23 protein-coding genes are annotated in these 26,156 nt (G+C 73.9%); 14 read left to right on the forward strand and 9 right to left on the reverse strand.

The window, feature by feature from the left end:
- Positions 1-270: 270 nt before the first annotated feature.
- Positions 271-1,503, forward strand: a complete 1,233-nt coding sequence (locus tag ITX44_RS37810; protein WP_205363981.1) for a L,D-transpeptidase — start codon at positions 271-273, stop codon at positions 1,501-1,503.
- A 368-nt stretch (positions 1,504-1,871) separates the two neighbouring features.
- Here the strand turns inward: ITX44_RS37810 and ITX44_RS37815 are convergent, their stop codons facing one another.
- The 4 genes from ITX44_RS37815 to ITX44_RS37830 all read right to left on the reverse strand — a co-directional run bounded on the left by ITX44_RS37815 (position 1,872) and on the right by ITX44_RS37830 (position 7,259).
- Positions 1,872-2,630: a DUF72 domain-containing protein gene (locus ITX44_RS37815; RefSeq protein ID WP_205363982.1), complete on the reverse strand. Its 759-nt coding sequence runs from the start codon at positions 2,628-2,630 to the stop codon at positions 1,872-1,874.
- Between the two features lie 20 nt (positions 2,631-2,650).
- Entirely contained in the window at positions 2,651-4,216 is a 1,566-nt protein-coding gene (locus ITX44_RS37820; protein WP_205363984.1) for a multicopper oxidase family protein, read from the reverse strand.
- Positions 4,217-4,352: 136 nt separating this feature from the next.
- On the reverse strand, positions 4,353-6,773 hold the full coding sequence (locus tag ITX44_RS43165) for a serine/threonine-protein kinase (protein ID WP_372441089.1): 2,421 nt from the start codon (positions 6,771-6,773) through the stop codon (positions 4,353-4,355).
- 207 nt (positions 6,774-6,980) lie between these two features.
- Positions 6,981-7,259, reverse strand: coding sequence for a helix-turn-helix domain-containing protein (locus tag ITX44_RS37830; RefSeq protein ID WP_205363986.1), 279 nt, complete (start codon positions 7,257-7,259; stop codon positions 6,981-6,983).
- Between the two features lie 152 nt (positions 7,260-7,411).
- Here ITX44_RS37830 and ITX44_RS37835 point away from each other — a divergent pair, with 152 nt between their 5' ends.
- The 8 genes from ITX44_RS37835 (at position 7,412) to ITX44_RS37870 (ending at position 16,154) form a co-directional block, all read left to right on the forward strand.
- The gene (locus ITX44_RS37835; protein ID WP_205363988.1) at positions 7,412-7,948 is read left to right on the forward strand and encodes a helix-turn-helix domain-containing protein; all 537 of its coding nucleotides are present in this window, start codon (positions 7,412-7,414) and stop codon (positions 7,946-7,948) included.
- Between the two features lie 215 nt (positions 7,949-8,163).
- Entirely contained in the window at positions 8,164-8,832 is a 669-nt protein-coding gene (locus ITX44_RS37840) for a TetR/AcrR family transcriptional regulator (protein ID WP_372441090.1), read from the forward strand.
- 260 nt (positions 8,833-9,092) lie between these two features.
- The gene (locus ITX44_RS37845; protein WP_205363992.1) at positions 9,093-10,616 is read left to right on the forward strand and encodes an MFS transporter; all 1,524 of its coding nucleotides are present in this window, start codon (positions 9,093-9,095) and stop codon (positions 10,614-10,616) included.
- A 283-nt stretch (positions 10,617-10,899) separates the two neighbouring features.
- A complete protein-coding gene (locus ITX44_RS37850; protein ID WP_205363994.1) occupies positions 10,900-11,625 on the forward strand; it encodes a WXG100-like domain-containing protein in 726 nt (241 codons plus the stop codon).
- Positions 11,622-12,500 (forward strand): nucleic acid/nucleotide deaminase domain-containing protein, encoded by an 879-nt coding sequence (locus ITX44_RS37855; RefSeq protein ID WP_205363996.1) that lies wholly within the window; start codon positions 11,622-11,624, stop codon positions 12,498-12,500. Before ITX44_RS37850 ends, ITX44_RS37855 begins: the two co-directional genes overlap by 4 nt.
- A gap of 56 nt (positions 12,501-12,556) precedes the next feature.
- Positions 12,557-13,147: an SUKH-4 family immunity protein gene (locus ITX44_RS37860; protein ID WP_205363998.1), complete on the forward strand. Its 591-nt coding sequence runs from the start codon at positions 12,557-12,559 to the stop codon at positions 13,145-13,147.
- A gap of 119 nt (positions 13,148-13,266) precedes the next feature.
- Positions 13,267-14,088, forward strand: coding sequence for a nucleic acid/nucleotide deaminase domain-containing protein (locus ITX44_RS37865; RefSeq protein WP_205363999.1), 822 nt, complete (start codon positions 13,267-13,269; stop codon positions 14,086-14,088).
- Entirely contained in the window at positions 14,085-16,154 is a 2,070-nt protein-coding gene (locus ITX44_RS37870) for a hypothetical protein (RefSeq protein ID WP_205364000.1), read from the forward strand. Before ITX44_RS37865 ends, ITX44_RS37870 begins: the two co-directional genes overlap by 4 nt.
- Positions 16,155-16,166: 12 nt before the next feature.
- Here the strand turns inward: ITX44_RS37870 and ITX44_RS37875 are convergent, their stop codons facing one another.
- From ITX44_RS37875 to ITX44_RS37885, 3 genes are all read right to left on the reverse strand, one after another.
- The gene (locus ITX44_RS37875; RefSeq protein WP_205364001.1) at positions 16,167-17,186 is read right to left on the reverse strand and encodes an LLM class flavin-dependent oxidoreductase; all 1,020 of its coding nucleotides are present in this window, start codon (positions 17,184-17,186) and stop codon (positions 16,167-16,169) included.
- A 145-nt stretch (positions 17,187-17,331) separates the two neighbouring features.
- Positions 17,332-18,018 carry a response regulator transcription factor gene (locus ITX44_RS37880; protein ID WP_205364002.1) on the reverse strand — a complete coding sequence of 229 codons (687 nt, stop codon included), beginning with the start codon at positions 18,016-18,018 and terminating at the stop codon, positions 17,332-17,334.
- Complete coding sequence (locus ITX44_RS37885) at positions 18,015-19,796, reverse strand: ATP-binding protein (protein WP_205364004.1); 1,782 nt, start codon at positions 19,794-19,796, stop codon at positions 18,015-18,017. The genes ITX44_RS37880 and ITX44_RS37885 overlap by 4 nt, the downstream gene beginning before the upstream one ends.
- A 459-nt stretch (positions 19,797-20,255) precedes the next feature.
- Here ITX44_RS37885 and ITX44_RS37890 point away from each other — a divergent pair, with 459 nt between their 5' ends.
- The 3 genes from ITX44_RS37890 (at position 20,256) to ITX44_RS37900 (ending at position 23,251) form a co-directional block, all read left to right on the forward strand.
- Entirely contained in the window at positions 20,256-21,161 is a 906-nt protein-coding gene (locus ITX44_RS37890) for an ABC transporter ATP-binding protein (protein ID WP_205364046.1), read from the forward strand.
- A 24-nt stretch (positions 21,162-21,185) separates the two neighbouring features.
- A complete protein-coding gene (locus ITX44_RS37895) occupies positions 21,186-22,100 on the forward strand; it encodes an ABC transporter permease (RefSeq protein ID WP_205364005.1) in 915 nt (304 codons plus the stop codon).
- A gap of 104 nt (positions 22,101-22,204) precedes the next feature.
- Complete coding sequence (locus tag ITX44_RS37900; protein WP_205364006.1) at positions 22,205-23,251, forward strand: ABC transporter substrate-binding protein; 1,047 nt, start codon at positions 22,205-22,207, stop codon at positions 23,249-23,251.
- Between the two features lie 90 nt (positions 23,252-23,341).
- Here ITX44_RS37900 and ITX44_RS37905 read toward each other — a convergent pair whose 3' ends face one another.
- Complete coding sequence (locus ITX44_RS37905) at positions 23,342-24,007, reverse strand: DUF3558 family protein (protein ID WP_205364007.1); 666 nt, start codon at positions 24,005-24,007, stop codon at positions 23,342-23,344.
- Between the two features lie 161 nt (positions 24,008-24,168).
- Between ITX44_RS37905 and ITX44_RS37910 the strand changes: the two genes are divergently transcribed.
- Both ITX44_RS37910 and ITX44_RS37915 read left to right on the forward strand, forming a co-directional pair.
- A complete protein-coding gene (locus tag ITX44_RS37910) occupies positions 24,169-24,813 on the forward strand; it encodes an HAD family hydrolase (RefSeq protein ID WP_205364050.1) in 645 nt (214 codons plus the stop codon).
- A 142-nt stretch (positions 24,814-24,955) separates the two neighbouring features.
- Positions 24,956-25,336: a DUF2255 family protein gene (locus tag ITX44_RS37915; protein WP_205364008.1), complete on the forward strand. Its 381-nt coding sequence runs from the start codon at positions 24,956-24,958 to the stop codon at positions 25,334-25,336.
- A 153-nt stretch (positions 25,337-25,489) separates the two neighbouring features.
- Here the strand turns inward: ITX44_RS37915 and ITX44_RS37920 are convergent, their stop codons facing one another.
- Positions 25,490-26,116, reverse strand: a complete 627-nt coding sequence (locus tag ITX44_RS37920; protein WP_205364009.1) for an HhH-GPD-type base excision DNA repair protein — start codon at positions 26,114-26,116, stop codon at positions 25,490-25,492.
- Between the last annotated feature and the right edge of the window lie 40 nt (positions 26,117-26,156).

A 26,156-nucleotide genomic window follows, 5' to 3' on the forward strand; every position in this document is an offset into this window, starting at 1 on the left:
TGCACACAGGCGAGAAGTTGAGCCGTAATCGGGGGGTCGGCGCGTTGTACCTGGTGGGGGCCGGGCGCGGTGGGCGACCGGTTCCGGACAGTGGCCGAGTCGTGTCGGGGTCGTATCAGCCTCGCAACAGCCGCAACCGCACAAGCACAGCCTGCCCTCCTACAATGCGATGGGCGAGATGGGGAGACTCGATTGAGAACGGTACGGACGGCGGACTCCGTCGCAATAGACAGGGCCCCCGCGGGGGGCGAGAGCAGCGAAGCCGGCACCATGACCATGCGCCGGCACCGCCGGACGGGCCGCGGACTGCTGGCACTCGCGGTCGGCGCGCTGCTGCTCGGGGCCACGGCCTGCGGCGGCAACTCCGGCTCGGGCAGCAAGAGCCACGACGACGGCAAGGGTGCCGCCCCCGGGAGCACCAGTACCACGCCGACCTCCCAGGCATCGGTGACCATAGCGCCGGCCAACGGCGCCACCGGGGTGGACACGACCGGCGCGCTGCACGTCTCGGCGGCCAAGGGCAAGCTCACCAAGGTGACCGTGACCGGTCCGGACGGCGCCGTGGACGGATCGATATCCGCCGACGGCACGACCTGGACGCCGGCCGCCGGCGTCACCTTGCACACGCACACCCACTACAGCGTGTCCGCGTCCGCGACCGACGCCGCCGGCCTCAGCACCGCGCAGCAGTCCTCGTTCACCACGCTGACCCCGTCGGCCGTGAACTACGGCAACTTCAACATCGACTCCGGTGCCACCTACGGCGTGGGCATGGAGGTGTCGATCCACTTCAACAAGCCGGTGATCAACCAGGCCGAAGTGCACAAGGGGATCACCGTCACCGCCAGCCCGGCGGTGGACGTGGTGGGCCACTGGTTCGGCAACCAGCGCATCGACTTCCGGCCCGAGCACTACTGGGCGCCCGGCACCAAGGTCACCCTGCACCTGCGGCTCAACGGCGTGAAGATGTCGCCCGGCGTCTACGGCCAGCAGTCCAAGGACGTGTCCTTCGTCGTCGGCCGCTCGCAGACCTCGGTGGCGGACAACACCGCCAAGACGCTCAAGATCTACCGGGGCGGCTCGCTCTACAAGACCTTCCCGGCCAGCCTGGGCGACGCGCAGCACACCACGTACAACGGCAAGATGGTGATCGAGGAGAAGTCCATGTTCGTCGACATGGACTCGCGCACCGTGGGCCTGGGCAACGCGTACCACATCAAGGACGTCCCGCACGGCATGCGGCTGTCGGACTCCGGCACCTTCGTGCACGGCAACTACTGGCGGCCGACCTCGACCTTCGGGCACGAGAACACCAGCCACGGCTGCGTCGGCCTGCACGACGTGAAGGGCGCCGGCGACCCGAGCACCCCGGCCGCCTGGTTCTACGCCCACTCGCTGATCGGCGACGTGGTGCAGGTCGTCAACTCGCCCGACAAGGTCATCGACCCGAGCAACGGCCTCAACGGCTGGAACATGTCGTGGACCGCCTGGACGGCCGACTGACTCAAGGGCGGACCGACTGATCCACCGCACGACCGGCCGACCCGGCCGAGCGACTGACCACCGGACGACTGACCACCGGCCGGCACGAAGGCCCCTGACGCGGCTCCCGCGCCCGGGGCCTTCGGCGTACTCGGCATGGGGGAGCGCGGCCGGCGGGGCGAGCGGCAGTGCGGCGGCGGTCACACCGCGCGCGAGCAGGCGCATACGTGGACTCCGAGGTCCGTAGGGGGCGGCAGCGGTTCACCCGCGGGGGCCGCGCCGCGGCGCCACGGGCGTCCTCAAGGTCCGTCGCTCCTCCCGCCCGCCGCCCGCGACACTCCGCCCCGCGCGGCCCGGATCAGCCGATCGGCGGTACGAGGCGACGGGCCTCATGGGGTACGGCTCACCGTCCGCCCCGCCGCGGCCACCGCGCGGGCGAAGGTCACGGCGTCCGCGACGGCCGCGCCGCCCGGGTCGTTGTTGAAGTACGCGTACACGTCCTCGGCGTCGGCCCAGGTGCCGGCGATCCGCTCGGCCCAGGTCCGCAGCGCCTGGCGCCCGTACCGCGGCCAGGGCAGGGCGCGGCCGGCGTGGAAGCGGACGTATCCCCAGGAGGCCGTGCGCCACAGCGGGGTGACCGGGCGCGACCCGCGGTCGGCCCAGCACAGCGCGGCGCCGTGCCGCTCCAGGACGGCCCGCAGTTCGCGCTCGGCCTCCCACCAGGAGGCGTGACGCAGTTCGACCGCGACCCGCACGCCGCGCGGGAAGCAGCGCAGGCAGGCGTCCAGGGCGGGCACGTTCTCCCGGAAGTCCGGCGGGAGTTGGAGCAGCACCGGGCCCAGCCGCTCGCCCAGCCCGGCGGCGCGGTCCATCAGCCGGGCCACCGGCTCGGCCGGCTCCCGCAGCCGTTTCAGGTGGGTCAGGTAGCGGCTTGCCTTGACCGCCATCACGAAGCCGGCCGGGGTGCGGTCCCGCCACGCCTCGAAGGTCTCCTTCGCGGGCAGCCGGTAGAAGGCGTTGTTGTTCTCCACGGTGGTGAACCGCCGCGCGTACTCCTCCAGCCACAGCCGCTGCGGCACGCCGGCCGGGTACACCGTCCCGCGCCAGTCCCGGTACTGCCATCCCGAGGTCCCGACGAGCACGCCCATGCCCGGCGCCTGCCCGGCCGTCAGGTGGTGTACGTCAGCAGCGACATCATCCCCGTCTCGCCGTGGTAGACGTTGTGGCAGTGCAGCATCCACTTCCCGGGGTTGTCGGCGTCGAGGCGGACCGAGATCGTGCGGCGCGGGAGCACGGCCACGGTGTCCTTGCGGGCGCCGGTGCCGGCCGTGCCGAGCTGGAAGGTGTGGCCGTGCAGGTGCATGGGGTGCCACATGTCGCTGCGGTTGGCGAAGTCCAGCCGGACCCGCTGGCCCTTGGCCACCTGGAACGGGTTCGCCGTCGGGTCGGCCATGTCGAACCGGCGGTCGTTGATGGACCAGTCGTAGCGAGCCATGCTGCCGGTCAGCCGGACCTGGTACGTCACGTCATCGGGGCGGGTGGGCAGCCGTACGTCCCCGGCGGCGGAGAGCCGGTGCGCGGTGAGCAGATTGCGGGACAGCTCGGCCGGGCGCACGTCGGCGGCGGGCGCGGCGCCCGCGCCGGTACGGATCAGGGCCAGCGCGCTGCCGGTCTTGCCCTCGGCCTGCGCGACCAGCGGGAACACCCCGTCGCCGAGGGTGACCAGCACGTCGTACCGCTCGCCCATGGCCACCAGGATCGCGTCGGTGTCCAGGTGCTCCACCGGATAGCCGTCCGTGTGGGTGACGGTCATCCGGTGGCCGCCCAGGGCCACCCGGTAGGCGGTGTCCGAACCGGCGTTGACGAGCCGCAGCCGCACCCGGTGGCCGGCGGTGCCGGTGTACACCGCGGGGTCGGCCGGCACCCGGCCGTTGATCAGGTGATACGGGTAGGTGACCGATCCGCCGGGGCTGCCGAGCAGGCCGGTGCCGCCGGACTGACCACTCGACGCGGCGCCGGACTGGCCGCCGGGACGGCCGGTCGAGGTGCCCGGGCCGCCGTCCCGCATGCCGTCGGCCATCGTCGACGCGCCCGCGGACGTGGTGAGGTCGGCCAGCACCTGGTCCGGGGTGGCGCCGTTGATCCCGTCGAGCCAGTCGTCGATCACGACCACCCACTCGTCGTCGTACGCGAGCGGTTCGTGCGGGTCCTCGATGATCAGCGCCCCGTACAGCCCGCGGTCGAGCTGGACCCCGATGTGGGGGTGGAAGAAGTACGTGCCCGGGGTCGCGGCGGTGAAGCGGTACGTGAAGGTCTGGCCCGGGCCGACCGCGCGCTGGGTGACCGGCGGGGCGCCGTCCATGGCGTTGGGCACCGCCAGGCCGTGCCAGTGCACCGCGGTGCCGGCCGGGTCGGGGAGCCGGTTGGCGAGTTCGGCGACCAGGGTGTCCCCGGCGGTCAGCCGTAGCTCCCGGCCGGGCACCAGGCCGTCGAACGCCCAGGTCTGCGTGGTGATCCCGGCCCCCAGGTCCACGGTGGCGGGCGCCGCGCCGAGCTGGACCCGCCGCTCCTGGCCGGTGGTGCCGGTCGTGCCGGCGGGGGCCGGCGCGGCGGCAGCGGTGGGGTCCGGGTGCGGTGCCGCCGTGGTGTCCGGGCCAGCCGCGCCCAGGGTGCCGGCGCCGGCCGCGACGCCCAGACCGGCCAGCAGGACGGATCGGCGGTCGATGCCGTTCATATGATCTCCACGGAGAGCCGCAGGGGACGGGAGCCACGAACGTAATACCCGTCCCCGCCGCCCGCCCGCCGCGCGCCGCCCGACGCGCCCCCGGATCAGCCGGACGGCGGCGGCCGAAGCCCGCGGGGGAGACCGGTCAGGAGCCGCGCGGATAGGTGCGGGTGATCTTGCCGCGCGGGGTCGCCGAGAGGTAGCCGGCGCCGTAGCCGTCGGTCAGGTAGACGCTGATGGTGGGCGCGCCGGTGAACAGGTCGGGGCCGACGATGATGTAGCGCATCGTGGGGTGCGGCACATTGAGCGTCTTCGTGGCCTTGCTCAGCAGGCCGGGCAGCACGTTCCAGTCGTACTGCCGCAGGTCCACGGTGCCGTCGTCGGAGCTCATGGTGCCGCCGGGGGAGGAGGTCACGTCGCCGTCGCGGTAGACGAACTGGTCGTAGAGGCTCGCGTCGGCCTTGGTGGGGGCCTCGGCGCTGGCGAACTGGGAGTAGACGACGAGCTGCTTGACCCGGTGGTCGCGCAGGTGCGGGGTGAGCGCGGCCACGGCGGACCGGACCCCGGCCGGGGTGAGCAGGTTCCCGGCCGCGGGGATGTCCGGGGTCTGCCCGGCGGGCGGCTCGGCGGCGGAGGTGGAGCCCGGGTTGCCGCCCTTGCCGGTGCCCTTGCCCGCGCCGGCGGCGGAGGCCGGGGGACGTACGGTGCCGGGCGTGCCGTTGCCCGCGCTGTCGTCGCGGTTCCGGCCGTGGCCCATCGCCCATATCAGGACGCCCGCGAGGAGGACGGCGGTGACCGACAGGGCCACCGTCGTGCCGCGTCTGCGCCGACCCGGCCGCGGCGCCCACCGCGCGCCTGCCGCGCCGCCTTCCACGGCCCCTGACGCCCCGTAGCCCTGCGCGGCCGCCCCGCCCCACCGCGCGGGTTGCCCGCCATTGGCCCCGGGCACGGCTCCCCCGGCGCCTGCGGCCTGGGCAGCGCCCCCGGCCGGCGCCCACCCGGTCGCTCGCGGCCCCTCGGGCGCGGCCCATCCCCCCTGCCCGGGGGCGCCCTGCCTCAAGGCGGGCTGCGGGGTGTCGGTACGGGGCCACGCCCCGGACTGTGCCGCGGGGTTGGGTGTGCCGTGGCCTACGGGCGGGGTGTCCGTTACGGGCCAGGCCCCGGCCTGAGCTGCCGGGTTCGGGGTGCTGTGCCCTGCGGGCGGCTGCGGGGCGCCGGGCCACGCGGGCGCCGGGGTGTTTCCGCTGGGCCGGCCCGGGTGCGGCCCGGAGGGCGTGATGCCACCGGAGCCGTCGGCCGGCGCCCACCCGGCGGCCCGCGGCTCGTCCGGCGCGGGCCACGCGGCGTGCCGGCCCGCGGGACGGGGGGTGCCGTAGCCCGCGGGTGGAGCGTCCGCGACGGGCCACGCTCCGGCCTGCGCCGCCGGGTCGGGTGTGCCGTGTCCGGCGGGCGGCGGCGGGGTGCCGGGCCAGGAACCTCCCTGCGCCGGGTCGGGTGTGCCGTGTCCGGCGGGCGGCGGCGGGGTGCCGGGCCAGGAACCTCCCTGCGCCGGGTCGGGGGTGCCGGGCCACGCCGGGGCCGGGGTTCCGCCGGGGGCCGGTGTGTCGGTGCCCGGCCAGGCGGCTTGGGCGGCGGCGCCCCCGGCCGGGGCGGCCAGGTGCCAGCCGGTGGTGTGTCCCGTGGCGCCGGGCGGTGGGGTGCCACGTACTGCGCCGGCCGACGCCGCCGCGAGCAGCGTGTCCAGGTGGGACGGGTCCGGGCGGGCGGCCGGGTCCTTGGCGAGGACCGCGGCCAGCACCGGGGCGAGGGCGCCCGCCCGGACCGGGGGCGGCAGGGGCTCGTCGAGGACGGCGGCCAGGGTCGCCAGGGTGGAGCCGCGGCGCAGCGGATGGCTGCCCTCGACCGCCACGTAGAGCATCATCCCGAGGGACCAGACGTCGGAGGCGGGGTCGCCCTCCTGGCCGCGGATGCGTTCGGGGGCGATGTACTCCGGGGAGCCGATGAGCGCGCCGGTCATGGTGAGCGCGGTGGCGCCGTGGACGGCGGCGATGCCGAAGTCGGTGAGGACCGGGGTGTCGGGCCCGCCGTCGGGCGCGGGCCGCAGCAGGACGTTGCCGGGCTTGACGTCCCGGTGCTGGATGCCGGCCGCGTGGGCGGCGCGCAGCGCGGCGAGAACGCCGCGGCCGATATGCGCGGCCTCGGCCGGCGTCAGCGGTCCGGCCTCCAGTCGTTCGGCCAGGCTGCCGCCGCTGACCAGCTCCATCACCAGCCAGGGGTAGGGGTGTTCGGGCGTGTCGACGATGTGGTGGATCGTCACCACGTTGGGGTGCTGGAGCCGGGCCAGCGCCCGCGCCTCGCGCAGCACCCGCTCGCGCATCTGCCGCGCCGCCTCCGGATCGGCCGCCTCGGCCGCCGGGTCGGGCGGGCGTACTTCCTTCAGCGCGACCTCGCGGTCCAGCGCGGTGTCGCGGGCCAGCCAGACCAGGCCCATGCCGCCCCCGCCGAGGCGGCGCAGCAGCTCGAAGCGGCCGTCGATGAGCCGCGTCGCCGGCTCCCCGTGATTCATGCCCGACATCGTAGAAGCAGTGCCGGACATGTCCCGCCGGACCGGACGACGGGTCCCGTACCTTCCCGGCACCGGGGCCCGTACCGCTCGGAGGTCGCTCGACTCCCGCCCGTACCAAAGCTCTTCGGGCCCGACCGGTGTCCGGATCCGGCGGCACGCCGGCTCAGCGATCGGTCGTCCGGTCCCCGGCCGTGACCTGAGGGGCGCTCACTGCCCGGCCGGCTCGGGGGCGGCCGGGCCGGTGGGGCGCTTGCGTTCCAGGGCGACCAGGGGGCAGTTGAGCGCTTCGGCGATCTTGGCGAGGTTCGCCGGGGTGGCGCTGCGCCAGCCGGATTCGATCTCGCCCATGAGCTGCTCGGAGATGCCGACGCGGTCGGCCAGCGCCCGCTTGGTGAGGCCGGCCTTCTCCCGCGCCCAAGTGACCGCTTCCGGCTCCTGGTGGAGCCTGCTGGGACGGGTGCGAGTGCGGGTGCGCGGGGGCGACATGAGGACAAAGTAGCGAGTAGTCGGGCGCAGAAGCAAGTAGTTCGCGCGAACTCCGCGCGAAGTGACAGCTAGTAGTGCGCATCTGCGCAGGCCAGAGAAATACGGTGCGCAGGAGACTGGACAAAACTGCGTAGTTGCGCGAAGCTGTGCGCATGACGCAGTCGTTCATCGAGTCACCCGATGTGCCGCCGGAGGGCAGGCTGATCGCGACGGCCCTCAAGGGGGTCGGGTTTTCCCAGCGCGAGGCCGCCCGCCGGGCGCGGATCAGCGAGAGCCGCTGGCGGCAGATCGTGTCCGGCTATCAGTCGGTCAGCGGTCGCAAGGCCCCGGTCCGCGGCCCGGACCGCACCCTGGCGCGCATGGCGCTGGCGGTACGGGTCACGCCGGAGGATCTGGAGCAGGCCGGCCGGAGCGAGGCCGCCGCGCTACTGCGCACCCTGGAGGCCGACCGCCGGGCGGCGAGCTCGGTGCCCGCGCCGACTCCGGGTGCCGCCAACCGGCTGGACGAGCGCTGGCACGTCGTGCGGGCGACGCTGCGCGGCGCCGGCGAGGGGCTGACCGTCGCCGAGTACCACGCCCTGGCCGACCGGGTCGCCGACTTCTTCGACCAGGAGCCGGGCCCGGCCGGCCGCGACGACCTCGCGGACCCGTTCGACGGGCCGGACGGGGACGAGGACTTCGAGGAGTAGGCCCGGCCCTTCGGCGAGGACTTCTGACCAGGCACGCGACCCCCTCCCCGCTCTCACCCGCCCATGTGACGCAGGTCACATCGCCGAGGTGAAATATGTGGGGAGGGGGTCCCCGTTTGCATGCACGTGAATGAATAACCGGGGACCCGCTCCCCGGTTGCATGCCACGGATGCCGAGAGGGTGTCCGTCCGGAACGGTGGAAGGAGGGTCCGTCGTGACGACATTCGCCGAGCAGGTGGCCGTACAGGCCGCCGAGCAGGCCGCGGGTCCGGCGGCCCGCCGCGGCCAGCGGACCAGGGCGGACGCACTGCGCAACCGGGAACGGATCGTCGGCGCGGCCCGCGAGGTGCTGGTCGAGTTCGGCCCCGAGGTCCCGTTCGACGAGATCGCCCGGCGCGCGGGCATCGGCAACGCCACGCTGTACCGGCACTTCCCCGACCGTCGGGCGCTGCTCCACGAAGTGGTGCTGTCCGTCGTGACCCGCAGTGCGGACCACGCGGAGGCCGCGGTCGGTGACCCCGATCCGTACGCCGGGCTGCGCCGGTTCGCGCACGCCGCGGTGGACGAGAACGTCGGGGCGATGTGCTCCCTGCTGCTCGCCGAAGGCGACGGGGAGCAGGATTTCCCGGCGCTCGCCGCCCAGTACCGCAGGCTGGTGGCCGCCGTCGAGACCGTGATGGATCGGGCCCGGCGGACGGGGCAGTTGCGGGACGACGTCACCTTCGACGACCTGATGGTCGCGGTGGCGCAGCTCTCGCGGCCGCTGCCCGGCATCACCTGCATGGGCTTCGACGCGCACCGGCATCTGCGGCTGTTCCTCGACGGTCTGCGGACCGCCGCCGCCACGACCCCGGCCCCCCGGGCCGCCACGACCACGTCATGACCCTTATGACCTGCTGAGTCGCCGGCCTTGACGCCGACCACGACGCCGACAACGACGCCGACCATGACCTGTTGAGTCGCCGATCCCGCCGACTTCGCCGACCCTTCATCGACCTTTTCGTACGCATATGTCGCACTGACTCCTCATCCCCGTTTTCCCCGGCGCACCGTGTTCCGCGATGCAGCGGCACCGTGAGCGGCGCCCGGGAACGCCGGGACGTACTCCCTCACGCTCCGAAACGCTCCTAGGTGGCTACCTCCATGTCCCAGACAGCCGACACCCGGCTTCCCGACCCCCGCCGCTGGAAAGCGCTGGTGTTCATCTCACTGGCCCAGCTGATGGTGGTGCTGGACGCCACGATCGTGAACATCGCGCTGCCGAGCGCGCAGCACGACCTCGGCATATCCGATGCCAACAAGCAATGGGTGATCACCGCCTACGCCCTGGCCTTCGGCGGCCTGCTGCTCTTCGGCGGGCGCGTGGCCGACCTGTGGGGCCGTAAGCGCACCTTCACCCTGGGCCTGATCGGGTTCGCCCTCGCCTCCGCGGTCGGCGGCGCGGCCGGCAACCAGGCCATGCTGCTCAGCGCCCGTGCGGCGCAGGGCCTGTTCGGCGCGCTGCTCGCGCCCTCGGCCCTTTCGCTGCTCGCGGTGACCTTCACCGACGCCAAGGAACGGGCCAAGGCGTTCGGCGTCTTCGGCGCCATCGCCGGTGGCGGCGGCGCGGTCGGCCTGCTGCTCGGCGGCGTCCTGACCGAGTACCTGAACTGGCGCTGGACCTTCTTCGCCAACATCCCCTTCGCGGCGATCGCCGTGCTGGGCGCGTACTTCGTGATCCGCGAGCCGGAGGGCGGCCGCAACTCCTCGCCGCTGGACATCCCCGGCGTGATCCTGTCCACCCTGGGCCTGGTGTCCCTGGTGTACGGCTTCACGCGCGCCGAGACCAACGGCTGGTCGTCCGCCTCCACCATCGGCCTGTTCGTCGCCTCCGGCGTCCTGCTGGCCGCCTTCGCGCTGGTCGAGTCGCGGGTCAAGGCCCCGCTGCTGCCGATGCGCGTGGTGACCGAACGCAACCGGGGCGGCACGTACCTGTCGCTGGGCCTGGCCATCATCGGCCTGTTCGGCGTGTTCCTGTTCCTCACCTACTACCTGCAGATCGTCCAGGGCTACTCGGCGGTCAAGACCGGCCTCGCCTTCCTGCCGATGGTCACCGCCTTCGTGGTCGGCTCCACGCAGATCGGCGCCCGGCTGGTGACCCGGCTGCCCGCACGGGCGCTGATGGCCCCGGGCTTCGCGGCCGCCGCCGTCGCGATGCTGCTGCTGACCCGGATCCAGGTCGGCTCGTCCTACGCGGGCGTGATCCTGCCCGGCCTGATCCTGCTGGGCCTGGGCCTGGGTACGGCCTTCATGCCGGCGCTGTCGCTGGCCACCCAGGGGGTGCAGCCGCGTGACGCGGGTGTCGCCTCCGCGATGGTCAACACCTCGCAGCAGGTCGGCGGCGCCATCGGTACGGCGCTGCTGAACACCATCGCGGCCTCCGCCACCACCAGCTACCTGGCCGCGCACACCGCGGCCGCGGCCGGCGGGCAGAAGCTGCTCCAGGCTCAGGGTCTGGTGCACGGCTACTCCCACGCCATCTGGTGGGCCGTCGGCATCGAGGCGGTGGCCTCCCTGATCGCCCTGACCGCCATCAACGGAGGCCGTCCGGGCGCCGCCGGCACGAAGCTCGCCTCCAGCGAGGACGGTGCCGAGGAGGAGACCGCGCTCCCGGCGGTCATGCACTGACCGGCGGACGCCGGGCGACCGATGGCCGTACGGCCACGGCAGTGACCGGCTGACGGCCGGGAGATCGTCCGCAAACTCCCGGCCCCGCCCCACGGGCCCCACCGCGCACCCCGCGGTGGGGCCCGTTCGCGTCCCGATGCGTTTTGCCGAAGCTTTACCGCGGGAGGCGGGGCCGTCCGCGGCAGCGCGGCGTGAGTCTTACCAGACGGGTTTCCGGTCCGCGGGCGGGACGCCGGTGCCGGACGTCCGGCGTACGCGACGAAGTTGACGGGGGGATGCCGCCGTGGCCATCGAACTTCCCGGCGAGGTCGTCTCCTTGCTGCAGTTCATCGGCATCAACTGGCCGAACGTGAACGAGGACAAGGTCCGCGAGTTCGCCGGCCACATCCGGGACTTCGCCGACAAGGTCGACAGCACCCACCAGGATTCGACCGCCACCGTGAAGAATCTGGCCACGGTCTACCAGGGCGCCGGCTACGAGGCGCTGGCCACCACCTGGGCCCGGATGTCCGACACGCACATGTCCGACCTGGTCACCGCCTGCCACACGGTGGCCACCGCGATGGACGCCGCGGCCGATGTCATCGTCGGCATGAAGGCCGCCGCCATCGCCGAACTCGTGGGCCTGGCCGCCTCCTTCGTCGCCGACCAGGCCGCCGCCGTGCTCACCTTCGGCATCGCCGAGGCGGCCGAGGCGCTGATCGTCGAGGCCGCCGAGAAGTGCGTCGACTACCTGGAACAGCAACTCGAGCAGTACATCATCGGCGAGGTCGTCGAGGCCGCCGTCAACCCGCTGGTCGAGGTCGTCGGCCGGGCCGTCAACGGCCTGCTCTACCAGGCCACCGAGGACGCCCTGGGCATCCCCGAGGCGACCGCCCCCACCGGCACCCTGTTCATCCACCCCAAGGCGGTCCACGACCACGCCGACCTCATGCACGGCCACGCCACCACCATCGCCGGCCACGCGGCCGACTTCCACGCCAAGGCCTCGGGGATGAGCTTCGAGTGACCAACCGCATCGTCCAGGCCCTGGAACACGGCGCCGGCAAACTCGCCAAGACCCTCGGCGAGGACTCCGGCAAGGCGATCAAGGACTTCTACCACGACACGGGCAAGCGGCTGCGGCAGGACGCGGACGACCACCTCGCGAACGACAAGGCGATCGCCGACGACATGGAGCGGATCGCCAAGCGGCACAAGGGTGAGACGGACGAGACCCCCGTCTACCACCTGGACGACGACGGGAACATCACCCGGCTGCGGCACGACCCCACGGCCGCGAACCCGGCGGACCGCTACCGCCACGAGGCCCTGACCCAGGACGACCACGACCGGCTCGGCCTGGACAGCACGTCGATCGGCGGCCCCAGGGAAGGCGAACGCCTGGCCCTGCTCAAGGACGCCAAGGAGGGCCGGAGCAAGCCCCGGCCCACGGCGTCCTCCCAGCGGATTCCGGCCGGCAGCACGGACCTCGCGCAGGCCACGCAGCTCGCCCGGCACGCGGACAACAGCTACGGCACGCACAAAAAGGACACCTTCACCAGCAACAACTACGCCGCCGCGCGGGTGACCGGAGCGAACGGCAACGGCGACTTCATCCTGGTCGGGCGCAGCCACCGCCCCGACGGCGTACGGACCGGTGCCCACTCGGAACGGATGATCGGGATACCGTTCCTCAGACAGGGCGAGGGAAGCCGGATACAGGATCTCTACACCGAACGCGAGCCGTGTTCCATGGCGCCGAACTGCTCGTCATGGGTGGCGGAGCGGTTACCGCATGTACAGGTCTCGCACACCGTCGAGTACGGTGACACGTCGGCTTCCCGGGACGCGGGAAATCAGGCGCTGCAGACCTATCTCGACGGGCTGAAGGCCCGTCGGTAGATTGCGATCGGAAGATTTCGATCACGAGTGCGCGACAGGAAAGGCCCGAAAGGTTCATGCCCGATCTTCTGGAACTCAGCCGTCCGAACCTCGAGGCTGTGTTCGGCCCGGAAAACCTGCTGCCCGTCCCCGCGGGCAGCCTGGACGTCATCGCGGATTCCGACACCAGGGACGCCATGCGGACGCTGGGGCTGCCGATCGGGAAGAATCCGCAGGTCGTGCTCCAGCGACGGCTCGCGCAGGAATTCCCCCCGTTCTCGCAGGTCTACGACTGGGAACTCCCGGAGCGGTACGACGACGTCCCCCTCGGGGCCGAGACGTGGATTCCGCTGACCGTGATTCCGTACGACAGCATCGTGCTCGACCCGTACGCCGGCAAGGTCTTCTGCTTTCCGCAGGACGGGGAGATCTACCTCTTCAACAGCACCTTCCGGAAATTCGTGCACTTCCTGTACATCCTCGAGGCCGAACGGCCGCACTACGACGTCGAAGCGGAAGGCGACGACGACCTCTTCGACCCGCGGGGCGCCCGCGAACGCGTCGAAGCGGCGATGCGGGCGGTCGATCCCGCCGCCCTGGCGGACCCGCAGTCGCGCTGGCACAACGTGCTGACCTTCATCGAGGACCCGGAGAGCGAGTACTACTGACGGCTCCGGCGCTCTCCTGGAGGCCCGCCGTCGGGCGCTGGCACGATGGGGACGTGGGCACGGGACGTAGACGTGGGCACGGGACGTAAAGGACGCGGACGAGGAGCGGTGGGGGCGCGGTGAGCGGGGGCGGCGACGCGGTGGTGCGGGACTTCGGCACGCGGGGGGTGCTGGCCGGGGTGGCCGTGCCGGCGCAGGTGGGGCCGTACTTCGTGACCCGGGACGGGGACCCGGTGGAACTGGTGGAGTACGCCGGGTCGGTGGGGCGCGAGGTGGCGCGCGCGGAGTGCGCGCGGTGGGCCAGGCTCGGCGGCGACAACGGGTACGAGCTGTGCGCCGACGAGGACGGCACCGTGTGGTCGGTGCTGCTCGACTGGGACGAGCCGGACCGGTTCGTGAACGCCTCGCCGCAGGCGTTCGCCGAGGGGCTGGCGGAACTGCGGGCCGCGCTCGGCGTGATCATGGGGGCCGACCGGCCGCAGGCCGCGATGGACGCCTTCAACCGGCTGACCGAGCGGCTGCGGGAGCGTGACCCGCTGGCCTTCGCCGAGCGCGAGCACTGGTGGCCGCTGGTGCTGGACGACATCCGTGACACCGCGAGCGTACGGAACTACGCCGCGTTCGAGTACGAGGACCCGGCCGAGGGCAAGCGCATCGTCACCGCCGCCGGGGCGGTCGCCGCGCACCCCGAGGAGCGGCTGTGGGCCGCGCTGCGGGCGGCCGGCGTCGAGCCGGAGCAGGTGCTGCGCGTCCACACCGACCTGGAACCCTGCTTCCTGCCCGGCCACTACTGCTCGATGTGGCTCGCCGAGGTCTTCCCGCACGCCGAGTTGACGCACAGCTATCCGTACGGCGACACGGCCGTCTCGCGGGCCGAGGGCGTACGGCTGCTGCGCGAGGCCGCCGCGCGCGACGACGGCAGCGCGGGTGGACCGGCGTGAGCGGCGCCGCGGACGGCCGCCCCGACCCGGCCGCCTGGCCGCCGGCGGAAGGGGTCACGGCGGCGTACGGGCCGGCGCTGCTGGACTGGGCGGCCGCCCCCGGCCGGCCCAGGGTGTGCCTGGTCAAGGGCGCGCGCGGCAGCGGCAAGAGCCAACTGCTGGCCTGGTACCTGCTCGGCTCACCCAGCGATACGCGCACCACCGTGCACGCCACGGTGCTCGCCGACGGGCTGTTCGCCGACGCCTTCGCCTGGGAGGCGGGCCGTCAACTCGGCTACGGACCGGTGTCCGCCGAGCGGCTGCTCGACCGCCTCGCCGTCGACCCGCGCCCGCTGCTGCTGCTCGTCGCCGACCTGCACCGGGCCGGCCGCGGCCCCGCCGACCGCGCCCTCGCCCGCCCGCGGACCCTGGTCCAGGACCTGGTCCTGCCCCTGCTCGCGCTGCCCGGCACCCGCGCCCTGATCGAGGTCGGCGACTCGGGCCTGCTCGACTCCTGGCCGGACGCCGAGGTCGTCGACCTGGGCCGCAGCCCGTACGGGCAGGGCGTCCCGGTCGGTCCCGGTGACGACGACCTGACCGCGCGTCTGGTGCGCACCTCCGACGGGCGGCCGCGCTGGGACCTGGCCCCCGCGGACGCCGAGGTCGTGGACCCGGGCCGCAGCCCGTACCGGCCGGGCACCGAGGACGGTCCCGGTGACGACGACCTGCCGGCGCGTCTGGTGCGTACCTCCGACGGGCGGCCGCGCTGGGACCTGGCCCCTGCTGACGCCGAGGTCGTGGACCCGGGCCGCAGGCCGCACGGGCAGGGCGTCCCGGTCGGTCCCGGTGACGACGACCTGCCGGCGCGTCTGGTGCGTACCCCCGACGGGCGGCCGCGCTGGGACCTGGCCTCCGCGGACGTGCGCGAGCACGCGCTCGACCAGGCGCTGGCCCGGCCCGACCGGGACCGGGCGGTGCGGGCGCTGATCAGCGATCCCGGGTTCCTGGTGCACGGCTCGGCCGTGGCCGTCGCCGCCTGCCTGGCCGATCCGCGGATACCGGCGCCCGCCGGGCTGCGGGAGACGTGGCGGGCGGCGGCGCCGCGGCTGTCGGGGTCCGAACTCGGTACGGCCGAACGCGCCGCGCTGCTGCACACCGCCGCCCTCGCCGACAGCCCCGCCCTCGCGCGTTATCTGCTGCCGCTCGCCGAGGAGGGTCCCGTCACGGCGCGCTGGGCCCGGGCCGACACACCGGTGACCGCACTGGCCGCCGTGCCGGAGGGGCCGGAGTCGGAGGTCGGGCCGGGCCCGCTGCTGACCGCCGACCCGGTCGGCGGGCTGACCCTGCTGGCGGCGGACAGCGGCCGGGCCACCGGCACCGTACCGCTGCCGAACGCCGCGGCCCTGCACCCGTCGGGCGTGGCGGTACGCCCCGACCGCGCGCTGCTGCTGCTCGCCGACACCGGCGCGCTGGTGCCGGTCGGCGAGTCGATGGCGTACGGCACCCCGGACGCCTCGGCCGCGGCCTTCCTCGGCCGGATCGCCGCGCACCACTCGTTGGCCGCACTCCGGGACCCCGGCCGGCGCCCCACCGCGCTCGGGCAGAGCCCGGACGGCTCGGTGGTGGTGGTCGGCGACGAGCAGGGGGCCGTGCACGTGTGGCGGCCGGACAGCGCCGCGGCCGGGCCGGTCTCCCATCTGCTGCACGGATCCGCGGCGACCGCGGTGACCTGCCTGCCCATGCCCGGCGACGGCCTGACGCTGGTGATGAGCGCGGGAATGGACGGCGCGATCCGGCTGTGGGAGCCGTCCGCCGCACCCATGCCGACCCCCGTGGAGCAGCGGCCCGCGCTGGTCACCGCGCTCGCCGCCGCCCACACGCCGTACGGCCCGGTGCTCGCGGCGGCCTGGAACGACGCCACCGTGAGCCTGTGGCACATCGCGACCGGCCGCACCGGCACGCTCCCGCTGCTCGCCCCGGCCGCCGCACTCGCGCTGCTGCCGGACGGGCACCTGGTGGCGGGCTCGGCCGAGGGCGTCTGCGCGCTGCGGCTGGACATCGACCGGGTCCTGGGCCCGAACCCGTAGCCCAGGGGGAGCTCAGTCGGCCGGGTGCCAGCCGAGGGCCGGGCCGAGGTGCGTGGCGATGTCGGTGAGGATCTGCACGTAGTCCTCGTGCGTGAAGGTGAAGGGCAGCGCGAACGCGACCTCGTCCACCTCCTGGAAGGCCGCGTGCGCGTAGAGCTGTTCGGCGATCAGGGCGGACGGGCCGACCAGGTCGCGGGCGAACAGCAACCGGGCCGGGCCCTGCGGGGACGTGGTGCGCGGGGTGCGGGCGCGGACGAACTCCTCGTACCGGGCGCGCTGTTCGAGGGAGGCGCTGTCGGTGGGGATGACGACCAGGCCCTGCGAGACCCGGGCCCGCTCGCCGTCGGGGTGGCCGGCCCGGAAGGCGCGGATGTGGGAGAGCTGGATGTGCTCGAAGTCCTCCGACTCCTCGGCCTTCACCACGCTGCTGGTCAGCAGGTTCATCTCGTGCTCGCCCGCCCACGCGGCCGAGCGCAGGCTGCCGGCGCCATACCACATCCGGCGGCCCAGGCCCGGGGAGTGCGGCTGGACGCGGTCGGAGTACACCTCGAAGCCCTCGGTGCCGCTGAAGTCGGTGGCTGGTTCGCCGCGCACGTACGACAGCAGGCGCGCGGCCCGTTCGTGGCCGAAGTGCTCGCCCTCGGCGGTGTACGGGTAGAGCGCGCCCTTGACCCGGTCCCAGTGCATGGGCGGCCCGGCGCTCACCCCCGGGTTCAGCCGGCCGCCGGACAGGATGTCCACGGTGGCCAGGTCCTCGGCCAGCCGCAGCGGGTTCTCCCAGCCCAACGGGGTGACGGCGGTGCCCAGTTCGATGCGGCGCGTGCGCTGCGAGGCGGCGGCCAGCACGGCGACCGGCGAGGAGATCCCGTACTGCAGGTGCCGGTGGCGCACCCACGCGCTGTCGAAGCCCAGCCGCTCGCCCAGCGCGATGATGTCCAGCGTGGACTCGTGACCGGCCAGCGGATCGGCCGGGTCGAACAGCCCGATGGTCAGGAAGCCCAGCTTCCGCAACGGCTGCGAACTGCGTGGCACAGGGCGCTCCCTTCGTCGGCGATCACCGCGACCGTGCCGATTCTCGCAGGCGACGGCCCCGATCCGGCGCTCCGGCCGCCCGTACGGGGAGTGGCGCGCGTCATGTCACCCGGTGGCCGTCACCGGGGGCCGCCGTCCGGCAGGCTCACGCCGTCCGGTAGCGGTGTTCCGGCCGGCCGGTCAGCCCGTACCGCAGTTCCAGCCGGACCAGGCCCTCGCGGACCAGGTACGACAAGTAGCGCTGCGCGGTGGCCCGGGAGACGCCGGTGAGTTCGGCCACCTCCGCCGCGGACAGGTCGCGGCGTGCGCCGCGCACCGCGTCGCGGACCAGGGCCAGGGTCGGCGCCGAGTGGCCCTTGGCCGGCAGCGCGGGCAGGCCGGCCGGGCGCGCGGCCCGGAACAGCGCGTCCACGTCCGCCTGATCGGTCTCGGCGGCCGGCCCGAGCGCGTCCACCCGGTGCTGGAGTTCGCGATAGGCGGCCAGCCGTTCGGCCAGCGCGGCCGAGCCGAACGGCTTGACCAGGTAGCCGACCGCGCCGAGCTTCATCGCGGTGCGCACCGAGGCGATGTCCCGGTCCGCGGTGATCATGAGCGCGTCGGGCCGGGCGCCGCCCGCGTCCCCGGTCAGCCGGCGCAGCACGTCCAGGCCGCTGCCGTCGGGCAGGAAGATGTCGAGCAGCAGCAGTCCGGGCTCCAGCGCGCGGACCGCATCCAGGGCGGCGGCCACGGTGGGTGCCTGGCCCACCACCTCGAAGCCCTCGATCCGGCTGACGTAGGCGCAGTGGATGGCGCTCACCCGGAAGTCGTCGTCCACCACCAGGGTCCGGATCACCAGCGCCCTCCCGGGTCCTCGACCGTCGTGGCCGCTCCCGCCGGCACCGGCGGGGCGGTGGTGAACAGCGCGCCCAGCGGCGCGGGCGCGGTGTCCGGCAGCGGCAGTACCACGGTGAAGACCGCGCCCGGCCCGCCGCCCACGTCGATCGTGCCGCCGTGCCGCTGCACCAGCCGGTGGACCAGCGCCAGGCCGAGACCGCGCCGGGCGGTGCCGCGGTCCGGCCGGGTGGACCAGCCGTCCTCGAAGATCGCCTCGGCCGCGCCCGGCGGGATCCCCGGACCGGCGTCGGCCACCGTCACGGTGACCCGCTCGGCGGTCTCGACCAGCGACAGCCGCACCTCGGGCCCCTCGGCGCCGACCGGGCCGCCGGCCACCGCGTCGATCGCGTTGTCCAGCAGGTTGCCGACGATGGTCAGCAGCCGGCGCAGGTGCGGCGGGGACGCGCCGAGCGCGGAGTCGGCGGTCAGCCGGATCCGCACGCCGCGTTCGGCGGCCACCGTGGTCTTGGCCACGATCAGCCCCACCATCAGCGCGTTCCCGATCCGCTGCCGTACCGACTCGGCGAGCGCCTGCCCGGCCCCGGCCGACTCGACCGCGTAGGCGTACGCCGCCTCGTGCTCGCCCAGGTCCAGCAGCCCGGCCAGGGTGTGCATGCGGTTGGTGAACTCGTGCTGCTGGGCGCGCAACGCGTCGGTCAGCCCGCGCACCGAATCCAGCTCCCGCAGCAGCCCGACCAGTTCGGTGCGGTCCCGCACGGTGACCACCGCACCCAGCGCGCGGCCGTGCAGGGTGACGGGCATCCGGTTGACGGCCAGGCAGTGCTCGTCGGTGAGCACGGTCAGGTCCACCCCGGCCAGCGTGCCGTCCAGCGCGCGCCGCAGCCGCCCGTCCGGCAGCACGTCCTCCAGCCTGCTGCCCAGCGCCGTGCCCAGGCCCAGCAGCCGCCGGGCCTCGTCGTTGACGACGGTGATCCTGCCCTGCGGGTCGAAGGCGAGCACGCCCTCCCGGATGCCGTGCAGCATCGCCTCGCGGTCCTGGAGCAGCCCGGCGATCTCCTCCAGCTCCAGGCCGAACGTGGACCGCTTCAGCTTCCGCGCCAGCAGGAAGGCGGCCACCGAGCCCACCGCCGTGGCGATCCCGGCGTACAGCCCGAAGGTGGGCAGCTCCCGCCACAGCTCGCCGACCACGGCCTGCTCCGGTATGCCCACCGACACCTCGCCGACCAGGGAGCCGCTGGGACCGTACAGCGGCGCCTTGCCGTTGGCCGACCGCCCGGTGGCGCCCTCGTCGATGCCGACGTGCGGGCGGCCGTCGCGCACCACGATCGGCTCCTCGACCCGCTTGCCGACCAGGTCCGGCATCCGGTGCGAGTGCCGCACCCCGTGCAGGTCGATCACCACGACGTACGAGGCGCGCGACGCCCGGCGGATGCGCTCGGCGACGGCCTGGACCACGTCGCCGCCGGTCCCGTACTCCATGGCCTGCTGGATCTGCGGCTCGGCCGCCGTGGTCTGCGCGATGGCCAGCGCCCGCTGCTCGTACGCCCGGTCCAGCTCGGTGCGCTGGGCGACGGCCAGCAGCAGGAAGCCGATGACGCCGGTCACCGCGAGGATCAGCACCTGGCTGACCAGGATCCGGGTGGACAGCCGCCGCTTGCCGCCGCGGTGGGGGCGGGCCCGCACTGCCTTTCGGAGCCGGACGGCGACGGCGACAAGGGCGGTCCGTACGGCGGCGACGCCTGCCGCCGGGACGGCACGGCTACGGACGGTCGGCACCGGCGCCTCCGTGTTCCTGGCACACCTCACGCTCGGCGCGGCGCCCGCCCCCGGCGGAGCGGGACGCCCCGCGGACCGGCCGCACCCGGACCCGGCCCCTTCGCCGGGCCCGCGTGCCGGAGATTGTGCCTGGTGACGGCCGTCTTGCCCACCCCCGGCGCGGTGAGCAGAACGCGCAGAACCCCGGTGAACGCGGGAAAACCGCGCAACGTGCGCAAGCCTCGCCCGGTCCTCTGCCGCGCCCTACGGTCACGACACCCGCCGGAGACACCGGCACCACCGGCATCACCAGCACTGCCGGTACCACGCACGGTCGCACCGGCGGTGCGGAAAGGGGGCACAGTGACAGGCACGGCGAGGGACGGCTCGGGGACCCCGGCGGCTCCGGCCACCGCTGCGAAGTCGGCGTCGAAGTCCGCGGCAGCGTCGGCGTCCGAGGCTGCGTCGGCGGCTGCCGCGATCGAGCTGCGCGCGGCCACGAAGAGGTTCCGGACCCCGTCCGGCGGTGTCTACACCGCGCTGCGCGACCTGGACCTGACCGTGGCGCCCGGCGAGTTCTGCGCGGTGGTCGGGCCGACCGGCTGCGGCAAGTCGACCACGCTCTCGCTGATCTCCGGGCTGGAGCGGGCCAGCGCCGGCCGGGCCCTGGTCCACGGCGAGCCGGTGACCGGCATCGACCCGCGGGTCGGCTTCATGTTCCAGACCGACGCCGTCTTCCCCTGGAAGTCGGTGCTGGACAACGTGGCGGCCGGCCCGCAGTTCCGCGGCGCCGCGAAGAAGGAGGCGCTCTCCAGGGCCCGCGACTGGCTGCGCCGGGTGGGGCTGTCCGGCTTCGAGGACCGGCTGCCGCACCAGCTCTCCGGCGGCATGCGCAAGCGCGTCGCGCTCGCCCAGACGCTGATCAACGAGCCGGAGATCCTGCTGATGGACGAGCCGTTCTCGGCGCTGGACGTGCAGACTCGGCAGATCGTGCAGGACGAGCTGCTGGCGCTGTGGGAACTGACCCGGCCCGCGGTCGTGTTCGTCACCCACGACCTCGAGGAGGCGATCGCCCTCGCCGACAAGGTCGTCGTCCTCACCGTCGGCCCCGGCACCGTCAAGGACACCTTCCGGGTCGACCTGCCGCGCCCCCGCAAGGTCCAGGAGATCCGCTTCCAGCCGCGCTTCGTCGAGCTGTACGAGCAGATCTGGTCCAGCCTGCGCGACGAGGTCCGGCTCGCCTACGCCCGTACGGCCGGCGACGCGCCCGCGCCCGAATCCGCGCCCGTACCCGCACCTGCCACCGCTTCCGGGACGCCGTCGCCGAGCACGTCCGCGAGTTCTTCCCGGAACTCTTCCCCGACCACCGCCGACCGGGCCGAGTGACGCCGAATGACCAGGAGCCCCGTGATGACCGACACCCACACCGGCACCGCCTCCGTCCCCGGCGCCGCCCCGCCCTCCTCCGGCGCGCTCGCCGGCACCGCCGAGGAGGCCGCCCTGATCAGGGGCGCGCGGGCCCGGGCCCGCCGGCGCCGGCTGCTGATCCTGCTCACCCAGGTCGCGCTGGTCGCGGCCGTGCTCGGCGGCTGGCAACTGGGCGCCTCCTCCGGCGCGCTGGACACCTTCACCTACGGTTCGCCGGACGGCGTGGTCAAGCAGCTGCGGACCTGGTTCGCCGACGGCACCTCGCTCGGCTCGATCTGGCACAACATCGCCGTCACCATGCAGGAGACCGTGCTCGGCTTCCTCATCGGGACCGTCTCCGGCGTGGTGCTGGGCATCGCGCTGGGCCGGATCCGGGCGCTGGCCGACGTGATGGCGCCGTTCATCAAGGCGGCCAACTCCATCCCCCGCATCGTGCTCGGCTCGATGTTCATCATCTGGTTCGGGCTCGGCCCCTCCGGCAAGGTCGCGCTCGCCGTCGTGCTGGTGTTCTTCTCGGTCTTCTTCAACGCCTTCCAGGGCACCCGCGAGGTGGACCGCAACCTGATCGCCAACGCCCGCATCCTGGGCGCCTCCGAGTGGCGGGTCACCTCCCACGTGGTGCTGCCCTCGGCGATGACCTGGATCGTCGCCTCCCTGCACGCGGCCTTCGGCTTCGCGCTGATCGGCGCCATCGTCGGCGAGATGCTGGGCGCCCAGGCCGGCCTGGGCCAGCTCATCGCGCAGGCCCAGGGCAACTTCAACGCCGACGGCGTCTACGCCGGCACCCTGCTGATCGCCGTGCTCGCGCTGATCGCGGAGTTCGTCGTCACCCGGTTCGAGAAGCGGGTGCTGCGCTGGCGTCCCGCCCAGTCCGCGGGCGACGGCACGGGCCTGTGACCCGCCGCCCCACCGGCCGTACGCCCTCCCGCGCGCCCTGTTCCGTACCCCCGCCCGTACCCCCTCCGCACGCCCCCGCCCCGTACACCCGAAGGAGACCCGCGATGAAGCCGGTGCTCAAGACCCTGCTCGCCACCGCCACCTGTGCCGCCCTCGCCGTGGGCACCTCGGCCTGCGGGGGGCACGGCGCCAAGACCGCGCCGAAGAACGCCAAGGGCGAGGCCACGGTCAGAATCATGGTCGGCGGCCTGGACAAGCAGATCTACCTGCCCGCGATGCTCGCCAAGAGCCTGGGCTACTACCAGGCGCACGGCATCAACGTGCAGCTCTCGGACGAGCCCGCGGGGGTGGACGCCGAGACCGCGATGCTGGCCGGCCAGGTGGACGCGGTCATCGGCTTCTACGACCACAACATCGACCTCCAGTCCAAGGGCAAGTCCACCGAGTCCGTGGTGCAGCTCCTCCAGGCGCCGGGCGAGGTCGAGATGGTCCGCACCGACGAGGCCGCGACCGTGAAGAGCCCCGCCGACTTCACCGGCAAGCACCTGGGCGTCACCGGCCTCGGCTCCTCCACCAACTTCCTCACCCAGTACCTGGAGGCCAAGAACGGCGTGAAGGCCGGCGCCGCCACCTCCGTCGCGGTCGGCGCGGGCTCCACCTTCGTGGCGGCGATGCAGAACAAGCAGATCGACGCAGGGATGACCACCGAGCCGACCATCTCCATGCTGGAGCGCAAGCACCTCGCCCAGCCGCTGATCGACATGCGCACCGCGGCCGGCGCCAAGACGGCCCTCGGCGGCACCTACCCGGCGTCGTGCCTGTACCTGACGACGGCTTACGTGCAGAAGAACCCGGACGTCGTGCAGCGGCTGGTCGACGTGTACGTGGAGACACTGCACTGGATCCAGTCGCACTCCGCCGCCGAGATCGCCGACCGGATGCCGGCCGACTACTACGCGGGCGTCGGCAAGGACGTGTACGTCAAGGCGCTCGACAACGAGAAGGGCATGTACTCGCCCGACGGCCTGATGCCGGCCGACGGCCCGCAGACCGTGCTCACCGTGCTCTCCGCCTTCGACCCCACGGTCAAGGGCCACTCGGTGGACCTGGCGAAGACCTGGACCGACGCCTTCGTGCACAAGGCCAAGTGACACCCCGTACGGCCCCTTGTCGGTCCGGCCCGCCCCCTCCCTCCGGGGGCGGGCCGGACGCGCGAGCCGCGGCTCGGCCGGGCAAGGGCCTCAGCCGGCCAGCTCGGCCGCCAGGATCTTCGCCAGCCCCTGCTCCCCGAGGACCTCCTTCGGGGCGTTGGCGGCACCGAGTTCGCGCCGGTCCACCACGACCTCGACCTCGTAATAGGCGCCGCCCGCGGCGAAGTACACGTACGGATTGCTGCCGTCGCTCTTGCGCTTCTCCAGCGCCGCCTTGTCGCCGATGCCGCTCAGCGGCGCGACCACGTCGTCCGCGCTCGGGCTCGACGTGTCCTGCGTGAACCGGGCCCGGTCGATCTCCCGGACGTCCGCGTACGAGGCGGGGGTGCCCCAGGTGCAGCCCCACACCGGCGAACCGTCCTGCGCCGGGTCCTCGTGCGCCCCGGTGTACGGGCCGGGGGTGCCCACGAGCTGGGCCACCTGGTCGGACGTCATCATGGTGCACGCGTCGTCCGGCCGGCCCGCGCTCACGCCGGCGTCCGCGGCCGCAGTGCTGCCGGGGGCCGAAGTGCTCGTGGCCGAGGGCGAGTTCGGACCCGACGCGCTGCTGTCCTTGTTGTCCGACGACGAGGAGCAGCCGGCCAGCGCCGCCACTGTGGCCGCGGCGCAGACCACGGGCGCCGCCGCCCGTACCCACCGCCCGGCCCCGTACGCCGTTCCCGTCGGCCTGTGTCCGCCGTTGCCCGTGAACTCCATGCGCTCCCTCTTCGCCGAACCGTCCGTACGGGTGCCCACCCCGTGGCGGGCGCCCGGATGTGACCACGCGTCACGGGTGCCCGCGGTTCCGTGACGGCCCGTTCGCCGGCGGAACGCCGGGGCGGGGGCGGGGATGCGGCCGTACGCTGGGTTGCGTGGCGATCCGTGCGGTGGGACTGGACGTGGGCGAGACGCTGATCCGCGACGACCGTGACTGGGAGACCTGGGCGGACTGGCTGAAGGTGCCGCGGCACACGCTGTCGGCGCTGGTGGGAGCGGTCGTGGTGGCCGGGCGGGACAACTCCGACGCGCTGCGGCTGGCCCGGCCGGGGGTGGACGTGGCGGCCGAGCAGGCCGCGCGGGAGGCCGCCGGCGTCGGGGTGCGGCTGGCGGAGGAGGACCTCTACGAGGACGTGCGCCCGGTGCTGACGGCGCTGCGCGCGGCCGGGACACGGGTGGTGGTGGCCGGCAATCAGCCGGCCCGGATCGGCGAACTGCTGCGCGCGCTCGACGTGCCCGCCGACGTGATCGCCACCTCGGGGGAGTGGGGCGTCGCCAAGCCGGACCCCGCCTTCTACCGCCGGGTGGTCGAAGCGGCCGGCTGCCGCCCCGAGGAGGTCGTCTACGTCGGCGACCACCCGGTCAACGACGTCTTCCCGGTGCGCGCCGCGGGCCTGCGCAGCGCCCACCTGCGGCGCGGCCCCTGGGGCCACTGGTGGGCCGACGACCCGGAGGTGCGGGCCGCCGCGGACTGGTCCATCGACGGGCTGGCCGACCTGCTGGACATCGCGGCCGGCCGCCGCTGACCGTCCTGGTCCGCGGCGCCGGGTGCCCCGGGCGGCCCAGTGCGTCTTCAGGCGGCGGGCCCGGCGACCGATTCGTACAGCAGCGGCTGCTTCTTACCGAAGCGCCGCCGACCACGACCGAGCAGAGCAGGAGGCACGCCCCATGGCGGCATGGACGAACGACGAGCTGGACCGCATCGGGTCGGCGGACGAACTGCGCATCGCGGGCCTGCGGCCCGACGGCACCCTGCGCGACCCGGTGACGATCTGGGTGGTGCGCGACGGGGACGACCTCTACGTCCGCTCCTTCAAGGGCCGCACCAGCGGCTGGTTCCGCGGCGCCCAGGCCCGTCACGAGGGCCGCGTCGACGCCGGCGGCGTCACCAAGGACGTCGACTTCGCGGACGAGGGCGACGCGTCCGTCAACGAACGCCTCGACGCGGCCTACCGGACGAAGTACCAGCGCTTCGGCCCCCAGTACGTGGACCCGATGGTCGCGCCCGCGGCACGCGAGGCCACGCTGCGGCTGACGCCGCGGTCCTGAGGGTCCGGCCGCGCGGGGCTCCTGGCGCCCACTGCCCGGGGCCCCGCACCCGGCGGCCGGGGTGCTCCCGCCGGCCGCCGGGGGCTCTTGCGGTCTCCGTGCCTGCCCGTTCCGTGCCTGCCCGTTCCGTGCTGCCTGGTCCGGTGGGCCGGTTCAGGCCCGAGGCCGGGACGAGCGCGGCGCCCTCGGGCCCTTGGCCGCCTTCGCGGCTTTCGCCGCCGCCTTGGCCTCCTGCTTGTGGGCCCGTACCTGCGCGAGCGACTCCGGGCCGGTGATGTCGGCGACCGAGCGGTAGCAGCCGTGCTCCCCGTACGACCCGGCGGCCTCCTGCCACCCGGACGGCCGTACGCCGAGCCGCTTGCCGAGCAGCGCCAGGAAGATCTTCGCCTTCTGGTCGCCGTATCCCGGCAGCCCCTTCAGCCGCTCCAGCAGCTCCCGCCCGTCGGCGGCCCCCTCCCACAGCGCGGCGGCATCGCCGTCGTACTCGTCCACCAGGTACTGGCACAGCTGCTGCACCCGCTTGGCCATGGCCCCCGGATACCGGTGCACTGCGGGCTTCTGCGACAGCAGCGCGGCGAAGTCGTCCGGCTCGTAGGCCGCGATCGCCTGCGCGTCCAGATCCTCGCCGCCCATCCGCCGCGCGATCGTGTACGGCCCGGTGAACGCCCACTCCATCGGCACCTGCTGGTCCAGCAGCATCCCGACCAGCAGCGCGAGCGGACTCCGTGCGAGCAGTTCGTCCGCCTCCGGCTGCTGGGCGAGGTGCAGTGCGTGCGACATACGTCACATTATGCGCGAAAGGGTGCCTCTTTCCCAGGTG

The sequence above is a fragment of the Actinacidiphila acididurans genome, from assembly GCF_016918855.1.
GTDB lineage: Bacteria > Actinomycetota > Actinomycetes > Streptomycetales > Streptomycetaceae > Actinacidiphila > Actinacidiphila acididurans.